22 protein-coding genes are annotated in these 21,001 nt (G+C 72.4%); 15 read left to right on the top strand and 7 right to left on the bottom strand.

The features are described 5' to 3' along the window. Positions 1-12 precede the first annotated feature (12 nt). Together AB0D99_RS23655 and AB0D99_RS23650 are read left to right on the top strand one after the other, a co-directional pair. Positions 13-816 (top strand): purine-nucleoside phosphorylase, encoded by an 804-nt coding sequence (locus AB0D99_RS23655; RefSeq protein WP_362365529.1) that lies wholly within the window; start codon positions 13-15, stop codon positions 814-816. A 289-nt stretch (positions 817-1,105) separates the two neighbouring features. Continuing rightward, complete coding sequence (locus AB0D99_RS23650) at positions 1,106-2,758, top strand: phospho-sugar mutase (protein ID WP_362365526.1); 1,653 nt, start codon at positions 1,106-1,108, stop codon at positions 2,756-2,758. Positions 2,759-2,873: 115 nt separating this feature from the next. On the opposite strand, the gene AB0D99_RS23645 is transcribed toward AB0D99_RS23650, so the two are convergent. Further along, entirely contained in the window at positions 2,874-3,512 is a 639-nt protein-coding gene (locus AB0D99_RS23645; RefSeq protein ID WP_362365523.1) for a PH domain-containing protein, read from the bottom strand. Positions 3,513-3,693: 181 nt separating this feature from the next. Here AB0D99_RS23645 and deoC point away from each other — a divergent pair, with 181 nt between their 5' ends. The 3 genes from deoC to AB0D99_RS23630 are packed head-to-tail and all read left to right on the top strand — an operon-like array spanning position 3,694 to position 6,975. Then, the gene (gene deoC, locus AB0D99_RS23640; protein ID WP_362365519.1) at positions 3,694-4,647 is read left to right on the top strand and encodes a deoxyribose-phosphate aldolase; all 954 of its coding nucleotides are present in this window, start codon (positions 3,694-3,696) and stop codon (positions 4,645-4,647) included. A gap of 5 nt (positions 4,648-4,652) precedes the next feature. Further along, the gene (locus tag AB0D99_RS23635; protein ID WP_362365516.1) at positions 4,653-6,089 is read left to right on the top strand and encodes an aldehyde dehydrogenase family protein; all 1,437 of its coding nucleotides are present in this window, start codon (positions 4,653-4,655) and stop codon (positions 6,087-6,089) included. After that, positions 6,082-6,975 (top strand): aldehyde dehydrogenase family protein, encoded by an 894-nt coding sequence (locus tag AB0D99_RS23630; protein WP_362365513.1) that lies wholly within the window; start codon positions 6,082-6,084, stop codon positions 6,973-6,975. The genes AB0D99_RS23635 and AB0D99_RS23630 overlap by 8 nt, the downstream gene beginning before the upstream one ends. Positions 6,976-7,032: 57 nt before the next feature. Here AB0D99_RS23630 and AB0D99_RS23625 read toward each other — a convergent pair whose 3' ends face one another. Continuing rightward, positions 7,033-7,767 carry a TetR/AcrR family transcriptional regulator gene (locus tag AB0D99_RS23625; protein ID WP_362365510.1) on the bottom strand — a complete coding sequence of 245 codons (735 nt, stop codon included), beginning with the start codon at positions 7,765-7,767 and terminating at the stop codon, positions 7,033-7,035. Positions 7,768-7,879: 112 nt separating this feature from the next. Here AB0D99_RS23625 and AB0D99_RS23620 point away from each other — a divergent pair, with 112 nt between their 5' ends. Both AB0D99_RS23620 and AB0D99_RS23615 read left to right on the top strand, forming a co-directional pair. Next, positions 7,880-8,467: an NAD(P)H-dependent oxidoreductase gene (locus AB0D99_RS23620; protein ID WP_362365507.1), complete on the top strand. Its 588-nt coding sequence runs from the start codon at positions 7,880-7,882 to the stop codon at positions 8,465-8,467. A 3-nt stretch (positions 8,468-8,470) separates the two neighbouring features. Beyond that, a complete protein-coding gene (locus AB0D99_RS23615; RefSeq protein WP_362365504.1) occupies positions 8,471-10,036 on the top strand; it encodes an MDR family MFS transporter in 1,566 nt (521 codons plus the stop codon). Here AB0D99_RS23615 and AB0D99_RS23610 read toward each other — a convergent pair. After that, the gene (locus tag AB0D99_RS23610; protein WP_362365501.1) at positions 9,966-10,358 is read right to left on the bottom strand and encodes a hypothetical protein; all 393 of its coding nucleotides are present in this window, start codon (positions 10,356-10,358) and stop codon (positions 9,966-9,968) included. The genes AB0D99_RS23615 and AB0D99_RS23610 overlap by 71 nt on opposite strands. A gap of 54 nt (positions 10,359-10,412) precedes the next feature. Between AB0D99_RS23610 and AB0D99_RS23605 the strand changes: the two genes are divergently transcribed. After that, positions 10,413-11,111 (top strand): hypothetical protein, encoded by a 699-nt coding sequence (locus AB0D99_RS23605; protein ID WP_362365498.1) that lies wholly within the window; start codon positions 10,413-10,415, stop codon positions 11,109-11,111. 125 nt (positions 11,112-11,236) lie between these two features. On the opposite strand, the gene AB0D99_RS23600 is transcribed toward AB0D99_RS23605, so the two are convergent. After that, positions 11,237-11,965 carry a SigE family RNA polymerase sigma factor gene (locus tag AB0D99_RS23600; RefSeq protein ID WP_362365495.1) on the bottom strand — a complete coding sequence of 243 codons (729 nt, stop codon included), beginning with the start codon at positions 11,963-11,965 and terminating at the stop codon, positions 11,237-11,239. A 160-nt stretch (positions 11,966-12,125) separates the two neighbouring features. On the opposite strand from AB0D99_RS23600, the gene afsQ1 reads away from it, so the two are divergent. From afsQ1 to AB0D99_RS23575, 5 genes are all read left to right on the top strand, one after another. Next, positions 12,126-12,803, top strand: a complete 678-nt coding sequence (gene afsQ1, locus AB0D99_RS23595) for a two-component system response regulator AfsQ1 (protein ID WP_362365491.1) — start codon at positions 12,126-12,128, stop codon at positions 12,801-12,803. After that, a complete protein-coding gene (locus tag AB0D99_RS23590; RefSeq protein WP_362365487.1) occupies positions 12,800-14,320 on the top strand; it encodes a HAMP domain-containing sensor histidine kinase in 1,521 nt (506 codons plus the stop codon). The genes afsQ1 and AB0D99_RS23590 overlap by 4 nt, the downstream gene beginning before the upstream one ends. Beyond that, entirely contained in the window at positions 14,317-14,931 is a 615-nt protein-coding gene (locus AB0D99_RS23585; RefSeq protein ID WP_362365484.1) for a hypothetical protein, read from the top strand. The genes AB0D99_RS23590 and AB0D99_RS23585 overlap by 4 nt, the downstream gene beginning before the upstream one ends. A gap of 118 nt (positions 14,932-15,049) precedes the next feature. Continuing rightward, positions 15,050-15,631: a VanZ family protein gene (locus tag AB0D99_RS23580; RefSeq protein WP_362365481.1), complete on the top strand. Its 582-nt coding sequence runs from the start codon at positions 15,050-15,052 to the stop codon at positions 15,629-15,631. 92 nt (positions 15,632-15,723) lie between these two features. Beyond that, positions 15,724-15,924 (top strand): PspC domain-containing protein, encoded by a 201-nt coding sequence (locus tag AB0D99_RS23575; RefSeq protein ID WP_336546973.1) that lies wholly within the window; start codon positions 15,724-15,726, stop codon positions 15,922-15,924. A gap of 82 nt (positions 15,925-16,006) precedes the next feature. On the opposite strand, the gene AB0D99_RS23570 is transcribed toward AB0D99_RS23575, so the two are convergent. Then, positions 16,007-16,357 carry a hypothetical protein gene (locus AB0D99_RS23570; protein WP_362365477.1) on the bottom strand — a complete coding sequence of 117 codons (351 nt, stop codon included), beginning with the start codon at positions 16,355-16,357 and terminating at the stop codon, positions 16,007-16,009. A 185-nt stretch (positions 16,358-16,542) separates the two neighbouring features. Further along, positions 16,543-17,697, bottom strand: a complete 1,155-nt coding sequence (locus tag AB0D99_RS23565; protein ID WP_362365474.1) for an adenosine deaminase — start codon at positions 17,695-17,697, stop codon at positions 16,543-16,545. Positions 17,698-17,812: 115 nt separating this feature from the next. Between AB0D99_RS23565 and AB0D99_RS23560 the strand changes: the two genes are divergently transcribed. After that, positions 17,813-18,589: an alpha/beta hydrolase gene (locus AB0D99_RS23560; protein WP_362365471.1), complete on the top strand. Its 777-nt coding sequence runs from the start codon at positions 17,813-17,815 to the stop codon at positions 18,587-18,589. A 90-nt stretch (positions 18,590-18,679) separates the two neighbouring features. Here AB0D99_RS23560 and AB0D99_RS23555 read toward each other — a convergent pair whose 3' ends face one another. Beyond that, positions 18,680-19,633, bottom strand: coding sequence for a LysR family transcriptional regulator (locus AB0D99_RS23555; RefSeq protein ID WP_362365468.1), 954 nt, complete (start codon positions 19,631-19,633; stop codon positions 18,680-18,682). Positions 19,634-19,695: 62 nt separating this feature from the next. Here AB0D99_RS23555 and AB0D99_RS23550 point away from each other — a divergent pair, with 62 nt between their 5' ends. Beyond that, a complete protein-coding gene (locus AB0D99_RS23550) occupies positions 19,696-20,970 on the top strand; it encodes an MFS transporter (RefSeq protein WP_362365465.1) in 1,275 nt (424 codons plus the stop codon). Positions 20,971-21,001 lie beyond the last annotated feature (31 nt).

Below are 21,001 nucleotides of genomic sequence, written 5' to 3'. Positions count from 1 at the left end.
GCGAGAGAGTCAGTGAACGCAACTGCCACCCCGTACGAGGCCGCCGAGGCCGCTGCCGCGCGTCTTCGCGAGCTGACCGGAATCGACACCCACGACGTGGCCCTCGTGATGGGCTCCGGCTGGGCGCCCGCCGTCGACGCGCTCGGCGCTCCGGAGGCCGAGTTCCCCGTGACCGAGCTTCCCGGCTTCCCGCCCCCGGCCGTCGAGGGACACGGCGGCAAGGTCCGCTCGTACAAGATCGGCGCCAAGCACGTCCTGGTCTTCCTGGGCCGTACGCACTTCTACGAGGGCCGGGGCGTCGCCGCCGTCGCCCACGGCGTGCGCACCGCCGTCGCCGCCGGCTGCAAGACCATCGTGCTGACCAACGGCTGCGGTGGCCTGCGCGAGGGCATGCGCCCCGGCCAGCCGGTCCTGATCAGCGACCACATCAACCTGACGGCCGCCTCCCCGATCGTCGGCGCGAACTTCGTGGACCTCACCGACCTGTACTCGCCGCGGCTGCGCGCGCTGTGCAAGGAGGTCGACGAGACCCTCGAAGAGGGCGTCTACGTGCAGTTCACCGGGCCGCACTACGAGACCCCGGCCGAGATCAACATGGTCCGCGTCATGGGCGGCGACCTGGTCGGCATGTCCACCGTCCTGGAGGCCATCGCGGCCCGCGAGGCGGGCGCCGAGGTCCTGGGCATCTCCCTGGTCACCAACCTGGCGGCCGGCCTGTCGGGCGAGCCGCTGAACCACGAGGAGGTCCTCCAGGCGGGACGCGACTCGGCGGCGCGGATGGGCGAGCTGCTGACGCGCGTCCTGGACCGGATCTGACGGACCGCCGCGCGGCCCCCGCGCCTCGGACTCCCCCCGCGCCCTGAGGGCGCGGGGGCTCCCGACGGGGCCGGGCCCGCCCGCGCGGCGGCACCCCGGCCCGTCCGGCGCCCGAGGACCCGGCCGCTGTCCGCTACGCCCCACGGGCGTGCCGGGACCCCCAAGCAGGGGTCCGGGGGCGTGCCCCCGTTCGGGAAGGGACGGGGCGGGGAAAGGCTCCGCGCAGCGGCCCACCCGACACCGCGCCCCACCCCGCGCCCGCCCCACCCGCACCTCCGAAAGGCACACCGTGACGCAGGACGACCTCCTCGCCCGGGCCCAGACCTGGCTCGCCGAGGACCCCGACAGTGAGACCCGCGAGGAGCTCGCCGCGCTCATCGAGGCCGGTGCGGGCGACGAGCTCGCCGCCCGCTTCGCCGGCACGCTCCAGTTCGGCACCGCCGGACTCCGCGGCGAGCTGGGCGCGGGCCCGATGCGGATGAACCGCTCGGTGGTCATCAGGGCCGCCGCGGGACTCGCCGCGTACCTCAAGGCCAAGGGCCGGCACGACGGGCTCGTCGTCATCGGCTACGACGCCCGCTACAAGTCGGCCGACTTCGCCCGTGACACCGCCGCCGTGATGACCGGCGCCGGACTGCGCGCCGCGCTGCTCCCGCGTCCGCTGCCGACGCCCGTCCTCGCGTACGCCATAAGGCATCTGGGCGCGGTCGCCGGAGTCGAGGTCACCGCGAGCCACAACCCGCCGCGCGACAACGGCTACAAGGTGTACCTGGGCGACGGTTCGCAGATCGTGCCGCCGGCCGATGCCGAGATCGCGGCCGAGATCGACGCGGTGCGCTCCCTGGAGGACGTGCCGCGGCCGGCCGAGGGCTGGGAGACCCTCGGCGACGAGGTCCTGGACGCCTACCTGGCGCGTACGGACGCCGTCCTGAGCCCCGGGTCCCCCCGTACCGTGCGGACCGTCTACACGGCCATGCACGGCGTCGGCAAGGAGGTCCTGACGGCCGCCTTCGCCCGCGCGGGATTCCCGGCGCCCGCGCTCGTCGCCGAGCAGGCCGAGCCCGACCCGGCGTTCCCGACCGTCGCCTTCCCGAACCCGGAGGAGCCGGGCGCGATGGACCTCGCCTTCGAGGCGGCCCGCGCCGTGGACCCCGACATCGTGATCGCCAACGACCCGGACGCCGACCGCTGCGCCGTGGCGGTGCCCGACCCGACCGTCGAGGGCGGCTGGCGGATGCTGCGGGGCGACGAGGTGGGCTCGCTGCTGGCGGCGCACCTGGTGCACAAGGGCGCTCGGGGCGTGTTCGCCGAGTCGATCGTGTCGTCCTCGCTGCTCGGCCGGATCGCCGAGGCGGCGGGCGTCGGCCACGAGGAGACGCTGACCGGCTTCAAGTGGATCGCCCGCGTGGACGGTCTGCGGTACGGCTACGAGGAGGCGCTGGGCTACTGCGTCGACCCCGAGGGCGTCCGCGACAAGGACGGCATCACGGCGGCGCTGCTCGTGGCCGAGCTGGCCTCGGAGCTCAAGGAGCGGGACCGTACGCTGACGGACCTCCTCGACGACCTGGCGGTCGCCCACGGGCTGCACGCCACGGACCAGCTGTCGGTGCGCGTCGAGGACCTGAGCATCATCGCGAACGCGATGAGCGCGCTGCGGTCGCGGCCGCCTGTCCACCTCGCGGGGCTGACGGTGACGACGGCGGAGGACCTGACGAAGGGCACGGAGTCCCTGCCCCCGACGGACGGGCTGCGCTACTACCTGGAGGGCGACTACAAGGCCCGGGTCATCGTCCGCCCCTCCGGTACCGAGCCCAAGCTGAAGTGCTACCTGGAGGTCGTGGTCCCGGTCGCCGACGCGAGCGGGTTGGCGTCGGCCCGGGCGAAGGGCGCCGAGGTGCTCTCCGCGATCAAGCGGGACCTGTCGGAGGCGGCCGGTCTCTGAGCGTCGAACGGCTCGGGGCCCGTACGGAAGCGGTTCCGTACGGGCCCCGGGCCGTTCCCGTACGCGCCCGGGCCGTTCCCGTACGGATGAACGCGGCGCGGACCGGCGGGGCGCCTCAGCCGGTGGCGAGCAGGACGACCAGCAGCACGAGACCGGCGGCGGACGGCGCGATGATCTCGTACGCCCAGCGCGTCTGCGGCTCCCCCTGCGCGCTCGGGCGCGTGGCGCAGCGCTCGGCGAGATCGCGCAGGTCGGCGACAGTCTGGTCGGCCGGGGCGAGCCGGTCCTTGTCGTCCACGCGCGCGTGGACGGAGGTGCGGCCGTGCGGGTCGTCCTGGGCGGCCCGCGCCTGGCGGCGCGCCGCCCGCTTGCGCTGGCGCAGCGAGACGGGGACGGCCCAGAGCTGGTACTTCGCCCCGTCACGGGTGAGCACCTCGCTGGAGTACCCGGCGCGGACGTCGGCCACCGCGGCCCAGGGCAGGACGACGGAACGGAAGGGATTGCGGATCCGCAGGCGGTCCTCGTTCGCCGTCACCACCGGGCGGATCGTGAACGCCACGACGAGCGGCACGACGAAGAGCAGACCCGCCAGGGCGACCCAGGGCGTGCGTCCCTCGCCGCGGACCATCGCGTCCACGCAGAACCATCCGGTCAGCCCGAGCAGCAGGACGCCGCCCGCGATGCCCAGGGGCGACCGGAAGACGCGGTCGGCGTAGGTCGGCTCGGTGGGCTGCTGCGGGGGCTGGGTCGTCATGGTGCCGATTCTGCCTCACCGGGTACGGGCGGGCTCGGGTGGAGGGAGCGGCCCCGCGCACCCCCCGGCCGGGGGGTTCCGGAAACGGGTGCGCGGCCCCTCCCGGGGCGTCGGCGACCCCGTTCGGAAACCCGGGGGCTGTACAGGTCGCTACGCGCGTAGATATGCTCGACTGGTGACCATGCCCACCACTGCATCCGCAGCACCATTTGCCGACGTAACGACGTCCGACAGTGCGCTGCGCCGCTTCCTCCACGGGCTGCCCGGCGTCGACGCCGTCGGCCTGGAGGCGCGCGCCGCGTCCCTCGGAACCCGCTCGATCAAGACCACGGCGAAGGCGTACGCCATCGACCTGGCCATCTCCATGATCGACCTGACGACGCTCGAAGGCGCGGACACCCCGGGCAAGGTCCGGGCGCTCGCCGCCAAGGCCGTCAACCCCGACCCGTCCGACCGCACGACCCCGACGACCGCCGCCGTCTGTGTCTACCCCGACATGGTGGCCACGGCGAAGGAGGCCCTGAAGGGCTCCGGCGTCAAGGTCGCCTCCGTCGCCACGGCCTTCCCGGCCGGCCGCGCCGCCCTCCCCGTGAAGCTCGCGGACACCCGTGACGCCGTCGCCGCGGGCGCCGACGAGATCGACATGGTGATCGACCGCGGCGCGTTCCTCGCGGGGAACTACATGAAGGTCTACGAAGAGATCCTGGCGGTGAAGGAGGCCTCCGGCGAGGCCCGCCTCAAGGTCATCTTCGAGACCGGCGAGCTCTCGACGTACGACAACATCCGCCGCGCCTCCTGGCTCGGCATGATGGCGGGCGCCGACTTCATCAAGACCTCGACCGGCAAGGTCGCGGTCAACGCCACCCCGGCCAACACGCTCCTGATGCTGGAGGCCGTGCGCGACTTCCGCGCGCAGACCGGCGTCCAGGTCGGTGTGAAGCCCGCGGGCGGTATCCGCAACACCAAGGAAGCCGTCAAGTTCCTGGTCCTGGTCAACGAGACCGTCGGCGAGGACTGGCTGGACAACCACTGGTTCCGCTTCGGTGCCTCCAGCCTGCTCAACGACCTGCTCATGCAGCGTCAGAAGCTGGCGACCGGCCGCTACTCCGGCCCCGATTACGTGACGGTGGACTGATCATCATGGCATCTGCATTCGAGTACGCACCGGCGCCCGAGTCCCGGTCCGTCGTCGACATCGCCCCCTCGTACGGCCTGTTCATCGACGGCGAGTTCGTCGACGCGGCCGACGGCAAGGTCTTCAAGACCGTCTCCCCCTCCACCGAGGAGGTCCTCTCCGAGGTCGCCCAGGCGGGCACCGAGGACGTGGACCGCGCGGTGAGGGCGGCGCGGAAGGCGTTCGAGAAGTGGTCGGCGCTGCCCGGCTCCGAGCGCGCCAAGTACCTCTTCCGGATCGCCCGGATCATCCAGGAGCGCAGCCGCGAGCTCGCCGTCCTGGAGACCCTGGACAACGGCAAGCCGATCAAGGAGACCCGCGACGCGGACCTCCCGCTGGTCGCCGCGCACTTCTTCTACTACGCGGGCTGGGCCGACAAGCTCGACCACGCGGGCTACGGCGCGAACCCCCGCCCGCTCGGCGTGGCCGGCCAGGTCATCCCGTGGAACTTCCCGCTCCTGATGCTGGCGTGGAAGATCGCCCCGGCGCTCGCGACCGGTAACACGGTCGTCCTGAAGCCCGCCGAGACGACCCCGCTCACCGCCCTGTTCTTCGCGGACATCTGCCGCCAGGCGGGCCTGCCCAAGGGCGTCGTCAACATCCTCCCCGGTTACGGGGAGACGGGCGCCGCGCTCGTCGAGCACCCCGACGTGAACAAGGTCGCCTTCACCGGTTCGACCGCGGTCGGCAAGTCCATCGCGCGCTCGGTCGCCGGCACGGACAAGAAGGTGACCCTGGAGCTGGGCGGCAAGGGCGCCAACATCGTCTTCGACGACGCCCCCATCGACCAGGCCGTCGAGGGCATCGTCAACGGCATCTTCTTCAACCAGGGCCAGGTCTGCTGCGCGGGCTCCCGCCTCCTGGTCCAGGAGTCGGTCCAGGACGAGCTGCTCGACTCCCTGAAGCGGCGGCTCTCCACCCTCCGCCTCGGCGACCCGCTGGACAAGAACACGGACATCGGCGCCATCAACTCGGCCGAGCAGCTCTCCCGTATCCACGCGCTGGTCGAGAAGGGCGAGTCGGAGGGGGCCGAGCGCTGGTCGCCGGCCTGCGAGCTGCCGTCCGCCGGCTACTGGTTCGCCCCGACGCTCTTCACCAACGTCACCCAGGCGCACACCGTCGCCCGCGACGAGATCTTCGGCCCGGTCCTGTCCGTGCTGACGTTCCGTACGCCGGACGAGGCGGTCGCCAAGGCCAACAACAGCCAGTACGGCCTGTCGGCCGGCATCTGGACGGAGAAGGGTTCGCGGATCCTGGCCGTGGCCAACAAGCTCCGGGCCGGTGTCGTCTGGGCCAACACGTTCAACAAGTTCGACCCGACCTCGCCCTTCGGCGGCTACAAGGAGTCGGGCTTCGGCCGCGAGGGTGGCCGTCACGGTCTGGAGGCCTACCTCGATGTCTGAGCAGCAGACGCGCCTGAACGTCTTCAAGACCTACAAGCTGTACGTCGGGGGCAAGTTCCCCCGCTCCGAGAGCGGCCGGGTGTACGAGGTGAGCGACTCGAAGGACAACTGGCTGGCGAACGTACCGCTCTCCTCCCGCAAGGACGCCCGTGACGCGGTCGTCGCCGCGCGCAAGGCGTTCGGCGGCTGGTCGGGCGCGACGGCGTACAACCGGGGCCAGATCCTCTACCGGATCGCCGAGATGCTGGAGGGCCGCAGGGACCAGTTCGTCCGCGAGGTCGCGGACGCCGAGGGCCTGTCGAAGTCCAAGGCCGGCGCGGTCGTCGACGCGGCCGTCGACCGCTGGGTCTGGTACGCGGGCTGGACCGACAAGATCGCCCAGATCGTGGGCGGCGCCAACCCGGTCGCCGGCCCGTACTTCAACCTGTCGACCCCGGAGCCGACGGGCGTCGTCACCGTGATCGCGCCCCAGGACTCCTCGTTCCTGGGCCTCGTCTCGGTCATCGCCCCGGTCATCGCGACGGGCAACACGGCGGTGGTGATCGCGAGCGAGAAGTCCCCGCTGCCGGCGCTCTCCCTGGGCGAGGTGCTCGCCACCTCGGACCTGCCGGGCGGCGTGGTCAACATCCTCTCGGGCAAGGCCGCCGAGATGGGCCCGCACCTGGCGGCCCACCAGGACGTCAACGCGATCGACCTGACGGGGGCGGACGCCGATCTGGCGCGCGAGCTGGAGATCGCGGCGGCGGACAACCTCAAGCGCGTCCTGCGCCCGCGCGCGGTGGACTTCACCGAGTCCCCGGGCACGGACCGGATGACCGCCTTCCTGGAGACGAAGACGGTCTGGCACCCGACGGGTTCGCTGGGCGCGAGCGGCTCGGCGTACTAGCACCGTGACGAACGGCCCCCGGGTGGACCCCGGGGGCCGTTCGTCATGTCCGCCCCGTCAGGACCGGCCGCGCTCCACCAGCCCGGCCACCCCGTCCAGCACGGACTCCAGGCCCGTCTCGAACTGCCATGTCGCGTCGTCCTTGCGCGCCGCCGCCTCCGTGTAGCGCCGGTACGTCGGGTACCTCCCCGTCTCCATCAGGTACGACATCTGCGGGGCGAGCGCCCGCCGCGTCTCGTCGGGGCTCTCCCAGCCCTGTTCCCGCATGTACTGCGCCAGGGCCACCTCCGCCTGGGTCGCCCCCTGCACGTAGCTGCTGACCGTCCGGAACGCGGCCATCATCGTGTCGACGTCGAGGCCCTGCCCGTCCAGTGACGCCAGCTGGCGCTCCGCGGCGGCCATCCGGTTCGGCGTGAGCGCGAAGAGCGGCATGGGCAGCTGGGCCAGCCAGGGGTGGCGCACCATCATCGTGCGGGTCCGCACCGCGTACGCGCGCAGCGTCTCCCGCCAGCTCCCCGGCTGCTCGGCCGGCTCCATCTCGGCCGACACGCGGTCGACCATCAGCGCCCACAGGTCGTCCTTGCCGGAGACGTGCCGGTAGGCGGCCATGGGCGCCACACCGAGCTCGGTGGCGATCCGGCGCATGGTGACGGCCGCGAACCCCTCACGGTCGGCCAGGTCGACCGCGACCTCCGCGATCCGCTGCGCGGTCAGGGAAGCGCGCGGCGCCGCCTGCGGCCGCTCCAGGCGCTCCCACAGCGAGACCCGTTCCGTCTCGTCCTCTTTCGCCACGACGGCCTCCCTCTCCTCGCGTACAGCGTATGCCCGGTGGACGACGTACACACTCGCGTGTACGTTGTACACCGAAAAGATACGCCGTACACATCCACGTTCCGGGGGACCCATGCATCCGCTCCACGTCGCCGTCGTCCAGGGCTCCACCCGCGACGGCCGCCTCGGCCCCGTCGTCGCGAACTGGCTGCACGCCCATGCCGCCGCCCGCCCCGACATGACCGTCGACCTCATCGACCTCGCCGAGACCCCGCTGCCCGTCGTCTTCCCACAGCTCGGCCAGGCCCCGGCCGCCGACGAGGACCTCGCGCTCCTCGCCGCCGTCTCCCCGCGCCTCGCCGCCGCCGACGCCTTCGTCGTCGTCACCCCCGAGTACAACCACAGCTATCCCGCGTCCCTGAAGAACGCCATCGACTGGCACGGCGAGGAGTGGCACGCCAAGCCCGTCGGCTTCGTCGCGTACGGAGGCTTCTCCGCCGGCCTGCGCGCCGTCGAGCACCTGCGGGGGGTCTTCGCCGAACTGCACGCCGTCACCGTCCGCGAGGCGGTCGGACTCCAGGGCGTCTGGGGACAGTTCGACCAGGAGGGCAAGGCCACCGACCCCGCGGCGGACGCGGCCGCGACCGCGATGCTCGACCGACTCGCCTGGTGGGCCGAGGCCCTTCGCGAGGCCCGCGCCAAGAAGCCCTACGCGGCCTGAGCCATGACGACACCCCGCGAACCCGAAGCCCGCATCCCCTACCTGGGGATCACCGGACTGATGCTCGGCATCGTCCTCGCCACCCTCGACGGCACCATCGTCGGCACGGCGCTGCCCACGATCGTCGGGGAGCTCGGCGGCCTCGACCACCTCTCCTGGGTGGTCACCTCCTACCTCCTCACCGCCGCCGTGGCGACCCCCCTCTGGGGCAAGATCGGCGATCTGTACGGCCGCAAGGGCAGCTACCTCGCCTCCGTCGCCGTCTTCCTCCTCGGCTCGGTCCTCTCCGGACTCGCCCAGAACATGGGGCAGCTCATCGCCTTCCGGGCGCTCCAGGGCATCGGCGCGGGCGGCCTGATGGTCGGCGCGTTCGCGCTCATCGGGGTGATCGTCGCGCCCCGCGACAGCGCCAGGGTCCAGTCGATCAGCGCCGCGACGCTGCCGGTCGCCTTCGTCGGCGGCCCGCTGCTCGGCGGCTTCCTCACCGACCACCTCGACTGGCGCTGGGCCTTCTACGTCAACGTGCCCGTCGGCCTCGCCGCCCTGCTGATCGTCGGGACCGGCATCCAGGTGCGCACCGAGCGGATCCGGGCCCGCGTCGACTGGCGCGGCGCCCTGCTCCTCACCCTCGGCATCCTCGCCCTGACCCTCCTGGCGAGCTGGGCGGGCACCGGCCACGCCTGGACCTCACCGCGGATCCTGGGCCTCGGCGCCGTCGCCGCCATCGCCCTCACCCTGTTCGTACGGGTCGAACGACGGGCCGAGGAGCCGGTCATCCCGCCCCGCCTCTTCCGCAGCCGCAACTTCGCCCTCGCCCAGCTCCTCAGCCTCCTCGTCGGCGCGGGGATGCTCGCGGCGATGAACTACCTTCCGCAGTACCTGCAGTTCGCGCGCGGCCAGTCGTCCACCGCGAGCGGGATGCTCCTGCTGCCGCTGATGCTGGGGATGATCTCGGTCCAGCTGGCGACCGGCCGCGCCATCGGCCGAACCGGCCGCTACCGCGCCCACCCGATCCTCGGCGGCGCGCTGATGACGGCCGGCGCGCTCATCCTGCTCACGCTCGACGTCGACACCCCGACCGCCGTCGCCTCGGCACTCACCCTCGTCATCGGGGCGGGCATGGGCTTCCTCATGCAGTCGACACTGCTGATCACCATGAACAGCGCCGAGCCGCGCGACATGGGCGCGGCGAGCGGCACCGTCACCCTCGTCCGCACCCTCGGCGGCTCGCTCGGCGTGGCGGTGCTCGGCGCGGTCTTCACCGCCCGCCTCGCCGACGCGGACACCCGGCTGACACCGGCGGAGCTGAGGGAGCTGCCCGTGGCCGTACGGGAGGAATTCGCGGCGGCGGTGACGAGCGGGCTGCACGGGGTGCTCCTCGGCACGGCCGCGCTGGCCGCACTCGCCTTCGCCGCGTCCTGGTTCGTACGGGAGATCCCCCTGCGGACCGCCCCGGGAGCCGCTCCCGACACGGCCTCCGAGGCGGCCCCCGACGCCGCTAGTTGGTCGGAAGCAGCCCCGTCACCTCACCGACCAGCGGCAGATCGTCCAGCCCGCCGCCCTTCGTGACGTGGTCCGTCACCAGGTTCGTCCCCACGGGCTTGAAGTCGGCGATCTGCGTGCCGACCCCGTTGTCCAGCGGATCGACACCGGTGTTCGCCAGCGGGTCGAGCTGGAGACTGGTCAGCGGGCCGACGGCGTGACCGGTGGCCCCGAGGGCCGAGGAGATGTCGCTGCCGGCGATCGAGTCGATCGGCAGCGGCAGCGGGGCCGCCGCCTGGGCACCGGCGGCGCCCAGACCGAGCACCGCCGCTCCCGCCGCCGTCGCGGTCAGCCCGGCCTTCAGCAGGGCACCGCCGCGGGAGGGCCTGGATTCCTTGTGACGCGCCATGAGAGTCCTTCAGCTTTGGGTAATCAGGGAGGCACCGAGCGTAGTTGAGGTGTGATGCTCGATACCAACCACCTCCCTCGGGGGTCCCCTGCCCGGGGGAATGCTTCACACTGGTGTCCCGTGAGTTCCCTACCGATCCCGACCCGCGTCGTGCTGCTCGCGGGCCCCTCAGGCTCCGGCAAGTCGTCCCTCGCCGCCGTCACCGGTCTCCCGGTCCTGCGTCTCGACGACTTCTACAAGGAGGCCGGCGACCCGACGCTCCCGCTCGTCGCGGGCAGCGCCGACATCGACTGGGACTCCCCGGACTCCTGGGACGCCCAGACCGCCGTCGCGGCGATCGTGGAGCTGTGCCGCACGGGCCGTACGGACGTCCCCGTCTACGACCTCGCCACCAGCTCGCGAGTGGACCGCGACACCTTCGACATCGGCCGGACCCCGCTGTTCGTCGCGGAGGGGATCTTCGCCGCGGAGATCGTGGAACGCTGCCAGGACCTCGGCGTCCTCGCCGACGCCCTGTGCCTGCGCGGCCGCCCCTCGACGACGTTCCGCCGCCGGCTCCTGCGGGATCTCAGGGAGGGCCGCAAGTCCGTCCCCTTCCTGCTGCGTCGCGGCTGGCGACTGATGCGCTCCGAGCGCTCGATCGTGGCCCGCCAGACCGAACTGGGCGCCCACCCGTGCGCCAGGGACGAGGCCCTGGGCCGGCTGGCCGCGGCAGCGGCCGGCCGTCACCGGACACCGGCGGCGCGGGCGTAACGAGGGCCGGGACGAAGAGAAACGAGAAACGCGGGTCGTACAAGCCCCCCCGGCTTGTCCGACCCGCGCTGTTTTCCCCCGTACCCCCGTACGTCCCCCGTCTTTCCCCCGTTGCCCCCCTGCCTTCAGGCCACCAGCTCGCCGAAGGACTCCTCCTCGTCACGGCCGAAGCTCAGGACCTCGTCCTCGCGCAGCCGGCGCAGGGAGCGCCAGATGCTCGACTTCACCGTGCCGACACTGATGTCCAGGATCTCCGCGATCTCCGGATCCGTACGGCCCTCGTAGTAGCGCAGCACCAGCATCGTGCGCTGGAGCTCGGGCAGCCGGGCCAGGGCCTGCCACAGCACCGCCCGCAGCTCGGTCCCCCGCATCGCGTCCGTGTCGCCCGCCGTCTCCGGCAGCTCCTCGGTGGGGTACTCGTTGAGCTTGCGCCGACGCCACGCGCTGATGTGCAGATTGGTCATGGTGCGGCGCAGGTAGCCGCCCACCGCCGCCTTGTCGCTGATCCGGTCCCAGGCGCGGTACGTCGAGAACAGCGCGCTCTGGAGCAGGTCCTCCGCCTCGAAACGGTCACCGGTCAGGTGGTAGGCGGTGGCGTACAGGGAGGCGCGGCGCTCCTGGACGTAGGCGGTGAACTCCGCCTCCGACACCGACTGCCGCTCCCCCGAGACCTCCCCGTACGCCGCTCCCCCGTCAGCCACGGCGACCATGTACGGCGCCTTGTGCTGACGCCCGACGCTGCGAACGCACCCCCGCCCGTTCACACCGCCGGACTTCTCCGTCCCGCCCCGCACGACGACATCGTGGAGACGCGTGACCACTGCGCTCGTGGTGGTGCTGTGCAGTGCGTTCATCTCGCGCCCCCCGTCGGTTGGAGTGGGTTTCTGTCCGTGTGCCAAGAAGCTTGCCCGGCCCACTTCATCGCGGTGTCCGCCGACTGTCACAGCCGTGTCACAGGGGTCGGTGCCGCCGCACAGTCGAACTCCGATGGCCTCATGGGACAGAATGGCGTCCGTGCCTTTCCTGTTGCTGATCGAGGACGACGACGCCATCCGCACGGCCCTCGAACTCTCCCTGACACGCCAGGGCCACCGAGTGGCCACCGCGGCGACGGGCGAGGACGGCCTGAAGCTCCTGCGCGAGCAGCGTCCGGACCTGGTCGTCCTGGACGTCATGCTGCCCGGGATCGACGGCTTCGAGGTGTGCCGGCGCATCCGGCGCACCGACCAGCTGCCGATCATCCTGCTGACCGCGCGGAGCGACGACATCGACGTGGTCGTCGGCCTGGAGTCCGGCGCGGACGACTACGTCGTCAAGCCCGTCCAGGGCCGGGTCCTCGACGCCCGGATCCGGGCCGTACTGCGGCGCGGCGAGCGGGAGTCCACGGACTCGGCGACGTTCGGCTCGCTCGTCATCGACCGTTCGGCGATGACGGTGACGAAGAACGGGGAGGACCTCCAGCTCACGCCGACCGAGCTGCGACTGCTCCTGGAGCTGAGCAGGCGGCCCGGACAGGCCCTGTCGCGCCAGCAGTTGCTGCGCCTGGTGTGGGAGCACGACTACCTGGGCGACTCCCGCCTGGTCGACGCCTGCGTCCAGCGGCTGCGCGCCAAGGTGGAGGACGTGCCGTCCTCGCCGACCCTGATCCGTACCGTGCGCGGCGTCGGCTACCGACTGGACGTCCCTGCGTGAGACGAGGGATTTTCGCGGGGCTGCGCTTCACCAGCCTGCGGCTGCGGCTGGTCGTCGTCTTCGCCCTGGTGGCGCTCACGGCCGCCGTGTCCGCCTCCGGGATCGCGTACTGGCTCAACCGCGAGGCGGTCCTGACCCGCACCCAGGACGGGGCGCTGAACGACTTCCGGCAGGAGATGCAGAACCGGGCGGCGACGCTGCCGCTGCAGCCCACCGAGGAGGACCTGCGGCGCACGGCCGAGCAGATGGCGGGCGGAAGCTCGGGTTACAGCGTGCTGCTGCTCGGGGAGCGGGACGCCGGCAAGCCGATCATCGGGGCCTCGAACCCGGACACCTTCACGCTGGCCGATGTCCCGGACGCGCTGCGGGACCAGGTGGAGACCGAGCAGCCCCTCACGGACGGCAACGCCTACCCGTACCACCTGTTCTGGCAGCGCACGCAGCGCGGCCAGACGCCGTACCTGGTGGGCGGGGCGAAGGTCGACGGGGGCGGACCGACCGGCTACATGTTCAAGTCCCTGGACGCCGAGCGGGCGGATCTGAACTCGCTCGCCTGGTCCCTGGGGATCGCGACCGCGCTCGCCCTCGTCGGCTCCGCGCTGCTCGCCCAGGCCGCCGCCACGACCGTGCTGCGGCCGGTGCACCGGCTCGGCGAAGCGGCCCGGCAGCTGGGCGAGGGGAAGCTCGACACCCGGCTGCGGGTCTCGGGCACGGACGAACTGGCCGATCTGTCACGGACGTTCAACAGCGCCGCGGAGTCCCTGCAGAAGAAGGTCGACGACATGAGCGCGCGGGAGGAGTCCAGTCGGCGCTTCGTCGCGGACATGTCCCACGAGCTGCGCACTCCCCTGACCGCGCTGACGGCCGTCACCGAGGTCCTGGAGGACGAGCAGGACTCCCTCGACCCGATGATCGCGCCGGCCGTGGCGCTCGTGGTGAGCGAGACGCGGCGGCTGAACGACCTGGTGGAGAACCTGATGGAGGTGACCCGCTTCGACGCGGGCACCGCGCGGCTCGTCCTCGACGACGTCGACGTGGCCGACCAGGTCACCGCGTGCATCGACGCCCGCGCCTGGCTGGACGCCGTGGAGCTGGACGCCGAGCGCGGGATCATGGCGCGGCTCGATCCGCGACGGCTCGACGTGATCCTCGCGAACCTCATCGGCAACGCGCTCAAGCACGGCGGATCGCCGGTGCGGGTGGCGATCCGCACGGAGGACGGCGAGCTGGTGATCGAGGTTCGGGACCATGGTCCGGGCATCCCGGAGGAGGTCCTGCCGCATGTGTTCGACCGCTTCTACAAGGCGAGCGCGTCCCGGCCGCGTTCGGACGGCAGCGGTCTCGGCCTGTCGATCGCCATGGAGAACGCGCTGATCCACGGCGGTTCGATCACCGCCGCGAACTCGCCGGACGGCGACGGCGCGGTGTTCGTCCTGCGCCTTCCGCAGGACGCCGATGCCGACACGGACGCGGGCGCGGCCGTCGGCGGCGAGCAGGGCGAGGTGGAGGAGAGTTGAGCGGGCTTCGCCGTACGGGAGTCCTGGCGGCGGCCTTCGTGGCCGTCGCGCTCGCCTCCGGTTGCGGGATCAGGACGACATCGGTGCCCGTGGACGCGGGTCCGGCGCCTTCGCGGGTGCCGTGCAGCGTGTCGGGTGACGAGGTCGCCACGCAGACCTCGGGGATGCCGGTCCAGGTGTTCCTGCTGTGCGGTTCGCAGCTGGAACCGGTGGACCGCCGGTCGCCGCTGCCCGAGGAGAAGGCCGACGGGGACCGGGTACGGACCGCGTCGACGCTGCTCACGCAGCTGCTGAGCGAGCCTTCGGACACCGAGCGGCAGGCCGGGTTCTCCACGGCGGTGAAGGGGCCGCTGGCCGTCACCGGAGGCCACAAGGGCGATCCGGCCGGCACGCTGCGGCTGAGCCGGCAGCCCGAGGACCTGACGCCCACGGCTCTCGCGCAGATCGTCTGCACCCTCGCCCGGAGTTCGGCGGGCGCGGGCGGGGACACGGTCGCCCTCGGCGGCCCCGGCGGCTATCCGCCGCACCGCTACCGGTGCACGGCCGAACTGAGGGAGCGCCCCGAGTCGGCGGCCCCGACGGCGGCGGCACCGGACCCGACGGCGAGCTGACCGGAGCGAACGGACGCGGAGGCGCCCCGGTCCACCCGACCCGGCGTGCGCCTCGTCCCGGGCGAGCCGTCGGGTCGGCGGCGGAACCGATTCCGGCACGGGACGCGTCTTGGGGAGCGTGCAGCGTCAAGGTTCGGGCGGCAGTGCCGCCGTGGTCGTACGCGTGGCGGGGTTCGTCTTCCTCCTCGCGCATCTGCTCCTCGTCGCCTGGGTGGCACTCAGCCCACGCGACGTGGCCTGGGTGACGGCGCCGAACCTGACCCCACTCGCCGGGATCAAGGCCGATCTGGCGCTCGGCCCGGCCGAGGCCGCCCGGCGGATCGGCGGAGGGCTGCTGCTCCTGGCCCCGCTCGGTGTCCTGCTCCCGATGGCCGACGGCCGGCTCCACGTGTCGCCCTTGGCCTCCCTGGCCCGTACCGTCGCCGCGGGAGCGCTGGTCTCCCTCGCCGTCGAGCTGCTCCAGACCGCGGTGCCCGGGCAGGTCGTGGACGTCGACTCGCTGCTCCTGAACACCGTGGGCGTCGCGCTGGCCCATCTGCTGCTGGTGCCGGCGGGCCGGGCGCGGCTCCGTCGCGGGAGGGGTCCGCTGACGGGCCGGTCCCCCTCCGGGAGCAGGCGCGGCCGGGGTTCGACCCTGCTGCGGGATGAGGGCCCTCAGGGGGCTACCCCGACGATTCCCAGGGTCGGCATCGCCCCGTAGACCGACGCTTTGTCCCCCGGTCCGGAGCGAGCATGGAGTCATCGGGAGCCCGACGGAGCGGCTCCCGGAGACACCTCGCGAAGGAGCCCACCATGGCCGCACTTGCCCGCCCCCGTGACGGACGCATGATCGGCGGAGTGTGCGCAGCGCTGGCACGGCGCTTCGGCACCTCGGCCACCACCATGCGGGTCATCTTCCTCGTCTCGTGCCTGCTGCCCGGTCCGCAATTCCTGCTGTACCTGGCGCTGTGGCTGCTTCTGCCGACGGAGAAGTCGGCGAGCACGGCCTGGTAGGGGCACAGGACGCACAGACGCCGATGGGGCGCGTACCCGGTCCGGGTGCGCGCCCCATCGGCGTGTGGGGTGGTGTGCGTGATCAGCCGATCGGCAGACCGTTCAGCGGCAGGCCGCCGAGCAGACCGCCGACCGGGGTGCCGCCCAGCGCGCCGGTGGCGCTGTCGAGCGGGGCGTGCTCGATGGCCTGACCGGCGGCGGCCGGAAGGGTCTTGACGCCCTGGTCGACGGCGGCCTGGCCGCCCAGGAGGGACTCGCCGGCGCCGTCGGGGAGCTCGGTGACGTCGCCCAGCGGCAGGGTCTGGGTGACCAGGCCGAGCGCGTCGGGCGCGGCGGGCAGCGGCGATGCGGCGGAGGCCGTGCCGGCGGCGGCAGCGGCGAAAGCGGCACCGAGAGCGGCGACACCGAGCGTCTTGGCGGCAGACTGCTTCATCAGAGAATCATCCTTGGGATCTTGGGGATCTTGGAGCTTCGGGGAAAGCAGGGTTTTGCGGGGAATGCAGAGCGGCTTTGCGATCCAGCCATTCACATGACACCCGAGCAAACACCGAAACGCGGCCGGAGGTCACGCCTCCGGCCGCCCCGACTCCTCGTCCGGAGCTCTCCCTCGCCCCGGACTCACTCCGCCCGAGCGGAAGAACCGCTGGTCGCAGCGGTCTGCTGGAACAGCCATTCGGACTTCAGCTCGGCATATCCGGGCTTGATCACGTCATTGATCATCGCGAGGCGTTCATCGAAAGGAATGAATGCTGATTTCATCGCATTGACGGAGAACCACGCCATGTCGTCGAGCGTGTATCCGAATGCCTCGACCAGCAGCTCGAATTCCCGGCTCATGCTGGTGCCGCTCATGAGGCGGTTGTCGGTGTTGACGGTCGCCCGGAAGTGGAGCTTGCGGAGCAGACCGATCGGGTGCTCCGCGATGGAGGCCGCGGCACCGGTCTGGAGGTTGGAGGTCGGGCACATCTCCAGCGGGATGCGCTTGTCCCGTACGTACGCGGCGAGCCGGCCGAGCGACACCGAGCCGTCCTCGCCGATCTCGATGTCGTCGATGATGCGGACGCCGTGACCCAGCCGGTCGGCACCGCACCACTGCAGGGCCTGCCAGATGGACGGCAGCCCGAAGGCCTCGCCGGCGTGGATGGTGAAGTGGTTGTTCTCGCGCTTCAGGTACTCGAAGGCGTCGAGGTGGCGGGTGGGCGGGTAGCCGGCCTCGGCGCCCGCGATGTCGAAGCCGACGACACCGGAGTCGCGGTAGCGGTTGGCGAGTTCGGCGATCTCCAGAGCGCGGGCGGCGTGCCGCATCGCGGTGAGCAGCGCGCCGACGCGGATCCGGTGGCCGCTCGCCCTGGCCTGCCGCTCCCCCTCGCGGAAGCCCTCGTTGACGGCCTCGACGACCTCCTCCAGGGTGAGTCCCGCCTCCAGGTGCTGCTCGGGGGCGTACCGCACCTCGGCGTAGACGACGCCGTCCTCGGCGAGGTCGACCGCGCACTCGGCGGCGACCCGGACGAGGGCCTCGCGGGTCTGCATGACGGCGCAGGTGTGCGCGAAGGTCTCCAGGTAGCGTTCCAGCGAGCCGGAGTCGGCGGCCTCGCGGAACCAGATGCCGAGCTTGTCGGGTTCGGTCTCGGGAAGACCGTCGTAGCCCTGCTGGAGGGCGAGGTCGATGATCGTGCCGGGACGCAGTCCGCCGTCGAGGTGGTCGTGGAGCAGGACCTTCGGGGCGCGGCGGATCTGGTCCGCGGTGGGGACGTTGAGGATCTGGCTCGTCATTTCCGCACTCTAGCCCCTACGCGCGTAGAGCGCCCCTCCTCAACTCGCTTCTCGATACGTAACAGTGACCGCGCGTACGGATGGCGTACACCTCGGCTTCTGAGACTGTTCTGTCATGGCGCACTCCGCACTCGTAGGGACTGCCGGCAGCCGGACACCCCGGCTCGGACGGCCCGTCGGCGCATCGCACCCCGGAACGGCGGTGGGCGGTGTGGTCCTGCTCCTCCCCGACGGGGAGGTGGCGTCCGGGCGAGGCGCCTCGGTCCGGGCGCATGTGGCACTGCTGCCGCTGGGGCGGCGTCTCGCCGCGGCGGGGCGGACGGACGGTCTCGTGGTGCACGTGGTGCGCTATCGCGGGCGCGGCTGGAACGGCCCGGACGCCCAGCTGGCGGCGGACGCGTCCTGGGCGGTGGCGGAGGCGGTGCGGCGCTACGGCGAGGTGCCGGTCTGCCTCGTGGGCCACGGGATGGGCGCGCGGGCCGCGCTGCGGGCGGCCGGGCACCCGGCGGTCGACGCGGTGTGCGCGCTGGCTCCCTGGCTGCCGGAGGACGACGTGGCGGCGGAGCCGGAGCCGGTGCGCCAGCTGGTGGGGCGCCGGGTCCTGATCGCGCACGGCACGAACGACGCGCGGACGGATCCGGAGCTGTCGTACCGGCTCGCGGAGCGCGCGAAGAAGTCGAACCGCGACACCTGCCGCTTCGAGGTCCACTCGGACGGCCACGCGCTGCGCCAGTACGACGACGAAGTCCGCTCCCTGACCGCGGACTTCGTCCTGGGGTCGCTCTTCACCCGCCCCTACGCCCGCCCGGTCGCCGACGCCCTGGCGGCCCCGCCGCCGCTGGGCCTGCGGATGCCCCTGGCGGCGGGATTCGGCAGCGGGCCGCGCCGCTAGGGCGCGGATCGAAGCCCGCCCGCCCCGCGGGCGGACGGCGCTCCCTTCGATACGGCCCCAGGGCGTGTCCGGAGAGCCCCGCCCGGGCCGCTACTCCGGCAGCAGGCTGCCCCGCTTGCTCAGCAGGAACTTCTTGAAGGCCGCCACCGGCGCCGTGTCGGGGTGGCCGTCCAGCCAGGCGACGCCGATCTCCCGGACCGCGCGCGGGGCCGTCACCGTGAGTTCGACGACGCCGGGGCGCGGAACGGCCGGCGGGGGCAGCAGGGCGACGCCGAGACCGGCCGCGACCAGTCCGCGCAGGGTCTCGGCCTCCTCGCCCTCGAAGGCGACACGCGGGGTGAACCCGGCCTCGGCGCACAGGTCGTCGGTGATGCGGCGCAGCCCGTACCCGGGCTCCAGGGTCACGAAGGTCTCCTCGGCGGCCTCCGCGAGGCGCACCCGCTTGCGCGAGGCGAGCCGGTGGTCGTCGGGGACGACGAGCCGCAGCCGCTGCTCGTCGATGCGGCGGGCCACCAGGTCGGGGGCGTCGGGCACGGGCGAGGTCAGGCACAGGTCGAGCTCCCCCGCCCGCAGCCGTTCGATCATCGCCTCGCCGTAGTTCTGCACGAGGGTGAAGCGGACCCGGGGGTGGTCGACCCGGAAGGCGCGGATGAGTCCGGGGACGGTCTCGGACCCCATGGTGTGCAGGAACCCGAAGGCGACCCGCCCCGCCGCCGGGTCCGCGTCCGCCCGCACGGAGTCGGCCGCCCGCTCCACCTCGGCGAGCGCCCGCTCGGCCGAGGCGTAGAAGGCGCGGCCGGCCGGGGTGAGCGAGACCGTGCGGCCCTTGCGGGCGAAGAGCGCCACCCCGAGGTCCTGTTCCAGCCGGACCATCGCCCGCGACAGCGTCGACTGCGGCACGCCCATCTCGGCCGCCGCCCTGGTCACATGCTCGTGCCGGGCCACGGCCGCGAAGTACGCGAGCCGGGGCGCGAGCACCAGCCCCATGTCTTCTTCGTAACTACTCGGTGACAGCCGACCCTGTGACCTGTACTCATGCACCATGGGAACGATTACAGCAGTTCCGTGCATTGGACGCATGAAACGAATCGTCCTACGTTCGAGACATGCCTTCCGCCAGTACCAAGGCGGCCGCCACCAGCACGGCCGCCGACACCCGCCTCGCCCCCGGTGCCTCCGGCTACCGCCGTATGAGCTTCGCCCTCTTCGCCGCCGGACTCGCCACCTTCGCTCTCCTCTACTCCACCCAGGCCCTCCTCCCCGCGATCTCGGCGGAGTTCGGCGCCACCGCGTCCGCGGCCTCCTGGACGGTCTCCGCCGCCACCGGCGCGCTCGCCCTCCTCGTCCTCCCGCTGAGCGCCCTCTCCGAGCGCCTCGGGCGGCGCACGATGATGACCTGGTCGCTCGCCGTCGCGGTGATCGTCGGCCTGCTCGTCCCCTTCGCCCCGAACCTCGAATGGCTGATCACCCTGCGCGCGGTCCAGGGCGCGGCGCTCGCGGGCCTGCCCGCCTCCGCCATGGCGTTCCTCGCCGAGGAGGTGCGGCCGAAGGCGCTGATCGCCGCGATCGGCCTGTTCGTCGCGGGCAACTCGATCGGCGGCATGAGCGGCCGCATCGTCACCGGGTGGGCGTCCCAGATGTGGGGCTGGCGCGCGGGGCTCCTCGCGGTCGGTCTGATGGCGGTGGCCTGCGCGGTCGTCTTCCGGCTGCTGCTTCCCAAGGCCCGCCACTTCACGCCCGGTTCGCTGAACCCGAAGGCACTGGCGAAGACGGTCCGCGCCCACCTCGCCGACCCGCTGCTGATGCGGCTGTACGCGATCGGCGCGCTGTTCATGACGGTGTTCGGCGCGGTCTACACGGTGATCGGCTACCGCCTGGTCGAGGCTCCGTTCTCGCTCCCGCAGGGTGTGGTCGGCTCGATCTTCCTGGTCTACCTCGTCGGTACGGTCTCCTCGGCCGCCGCCGGGAAGCTGGTCGGCCGTCTCGGCCGGCGCGGGGCGCTCTACCTGGCCGTCGGCACGACCGCCGCGGGACTGCTGCTCTCGCTCGCCGACGCCCTGGCCGCCGTCCTGCTCGGCCTGGTCCTGATCACGGCCGGCTTCTTCGCCGGGCACGCGGTCGCCTCCTCCTCGGTGAGCCGTACGGCGAAGACCGGCCGGGCCCAGGCGTCGGCGCTCTACCAGTCCGCGTACTACCTCGGCAGCAGCGCGGGCGGCACGCTCGGCGCGATCGCCTTCCACACCGGAGGCTGGGCCGGCACGGTCCTCCTGGGCCTCGTCGCGGTCCTCGGCGTCGTGTCGATCACGCTCTACGGCAGCCACAGCGCGCGGGTGGCGGCGCGTGCCGAGGCCCGGTGCCCCCGGCTCCGTACGGCGCACTGAATCCGTTCCGGATCCGTACAACCGCACCGCT

It is taken from the genome of Streptomyces sp. NPDC047971, assembly GCF_040653355.1.
Classification (GTDB): Bacteria; Actinomycetota; Actinomycetes; order Streptomycetales; family Streptomycetaceae; genus Streptomyces.
This window is presented reverse-complemented; position numbering and strand designations above follow the sequence as displayed.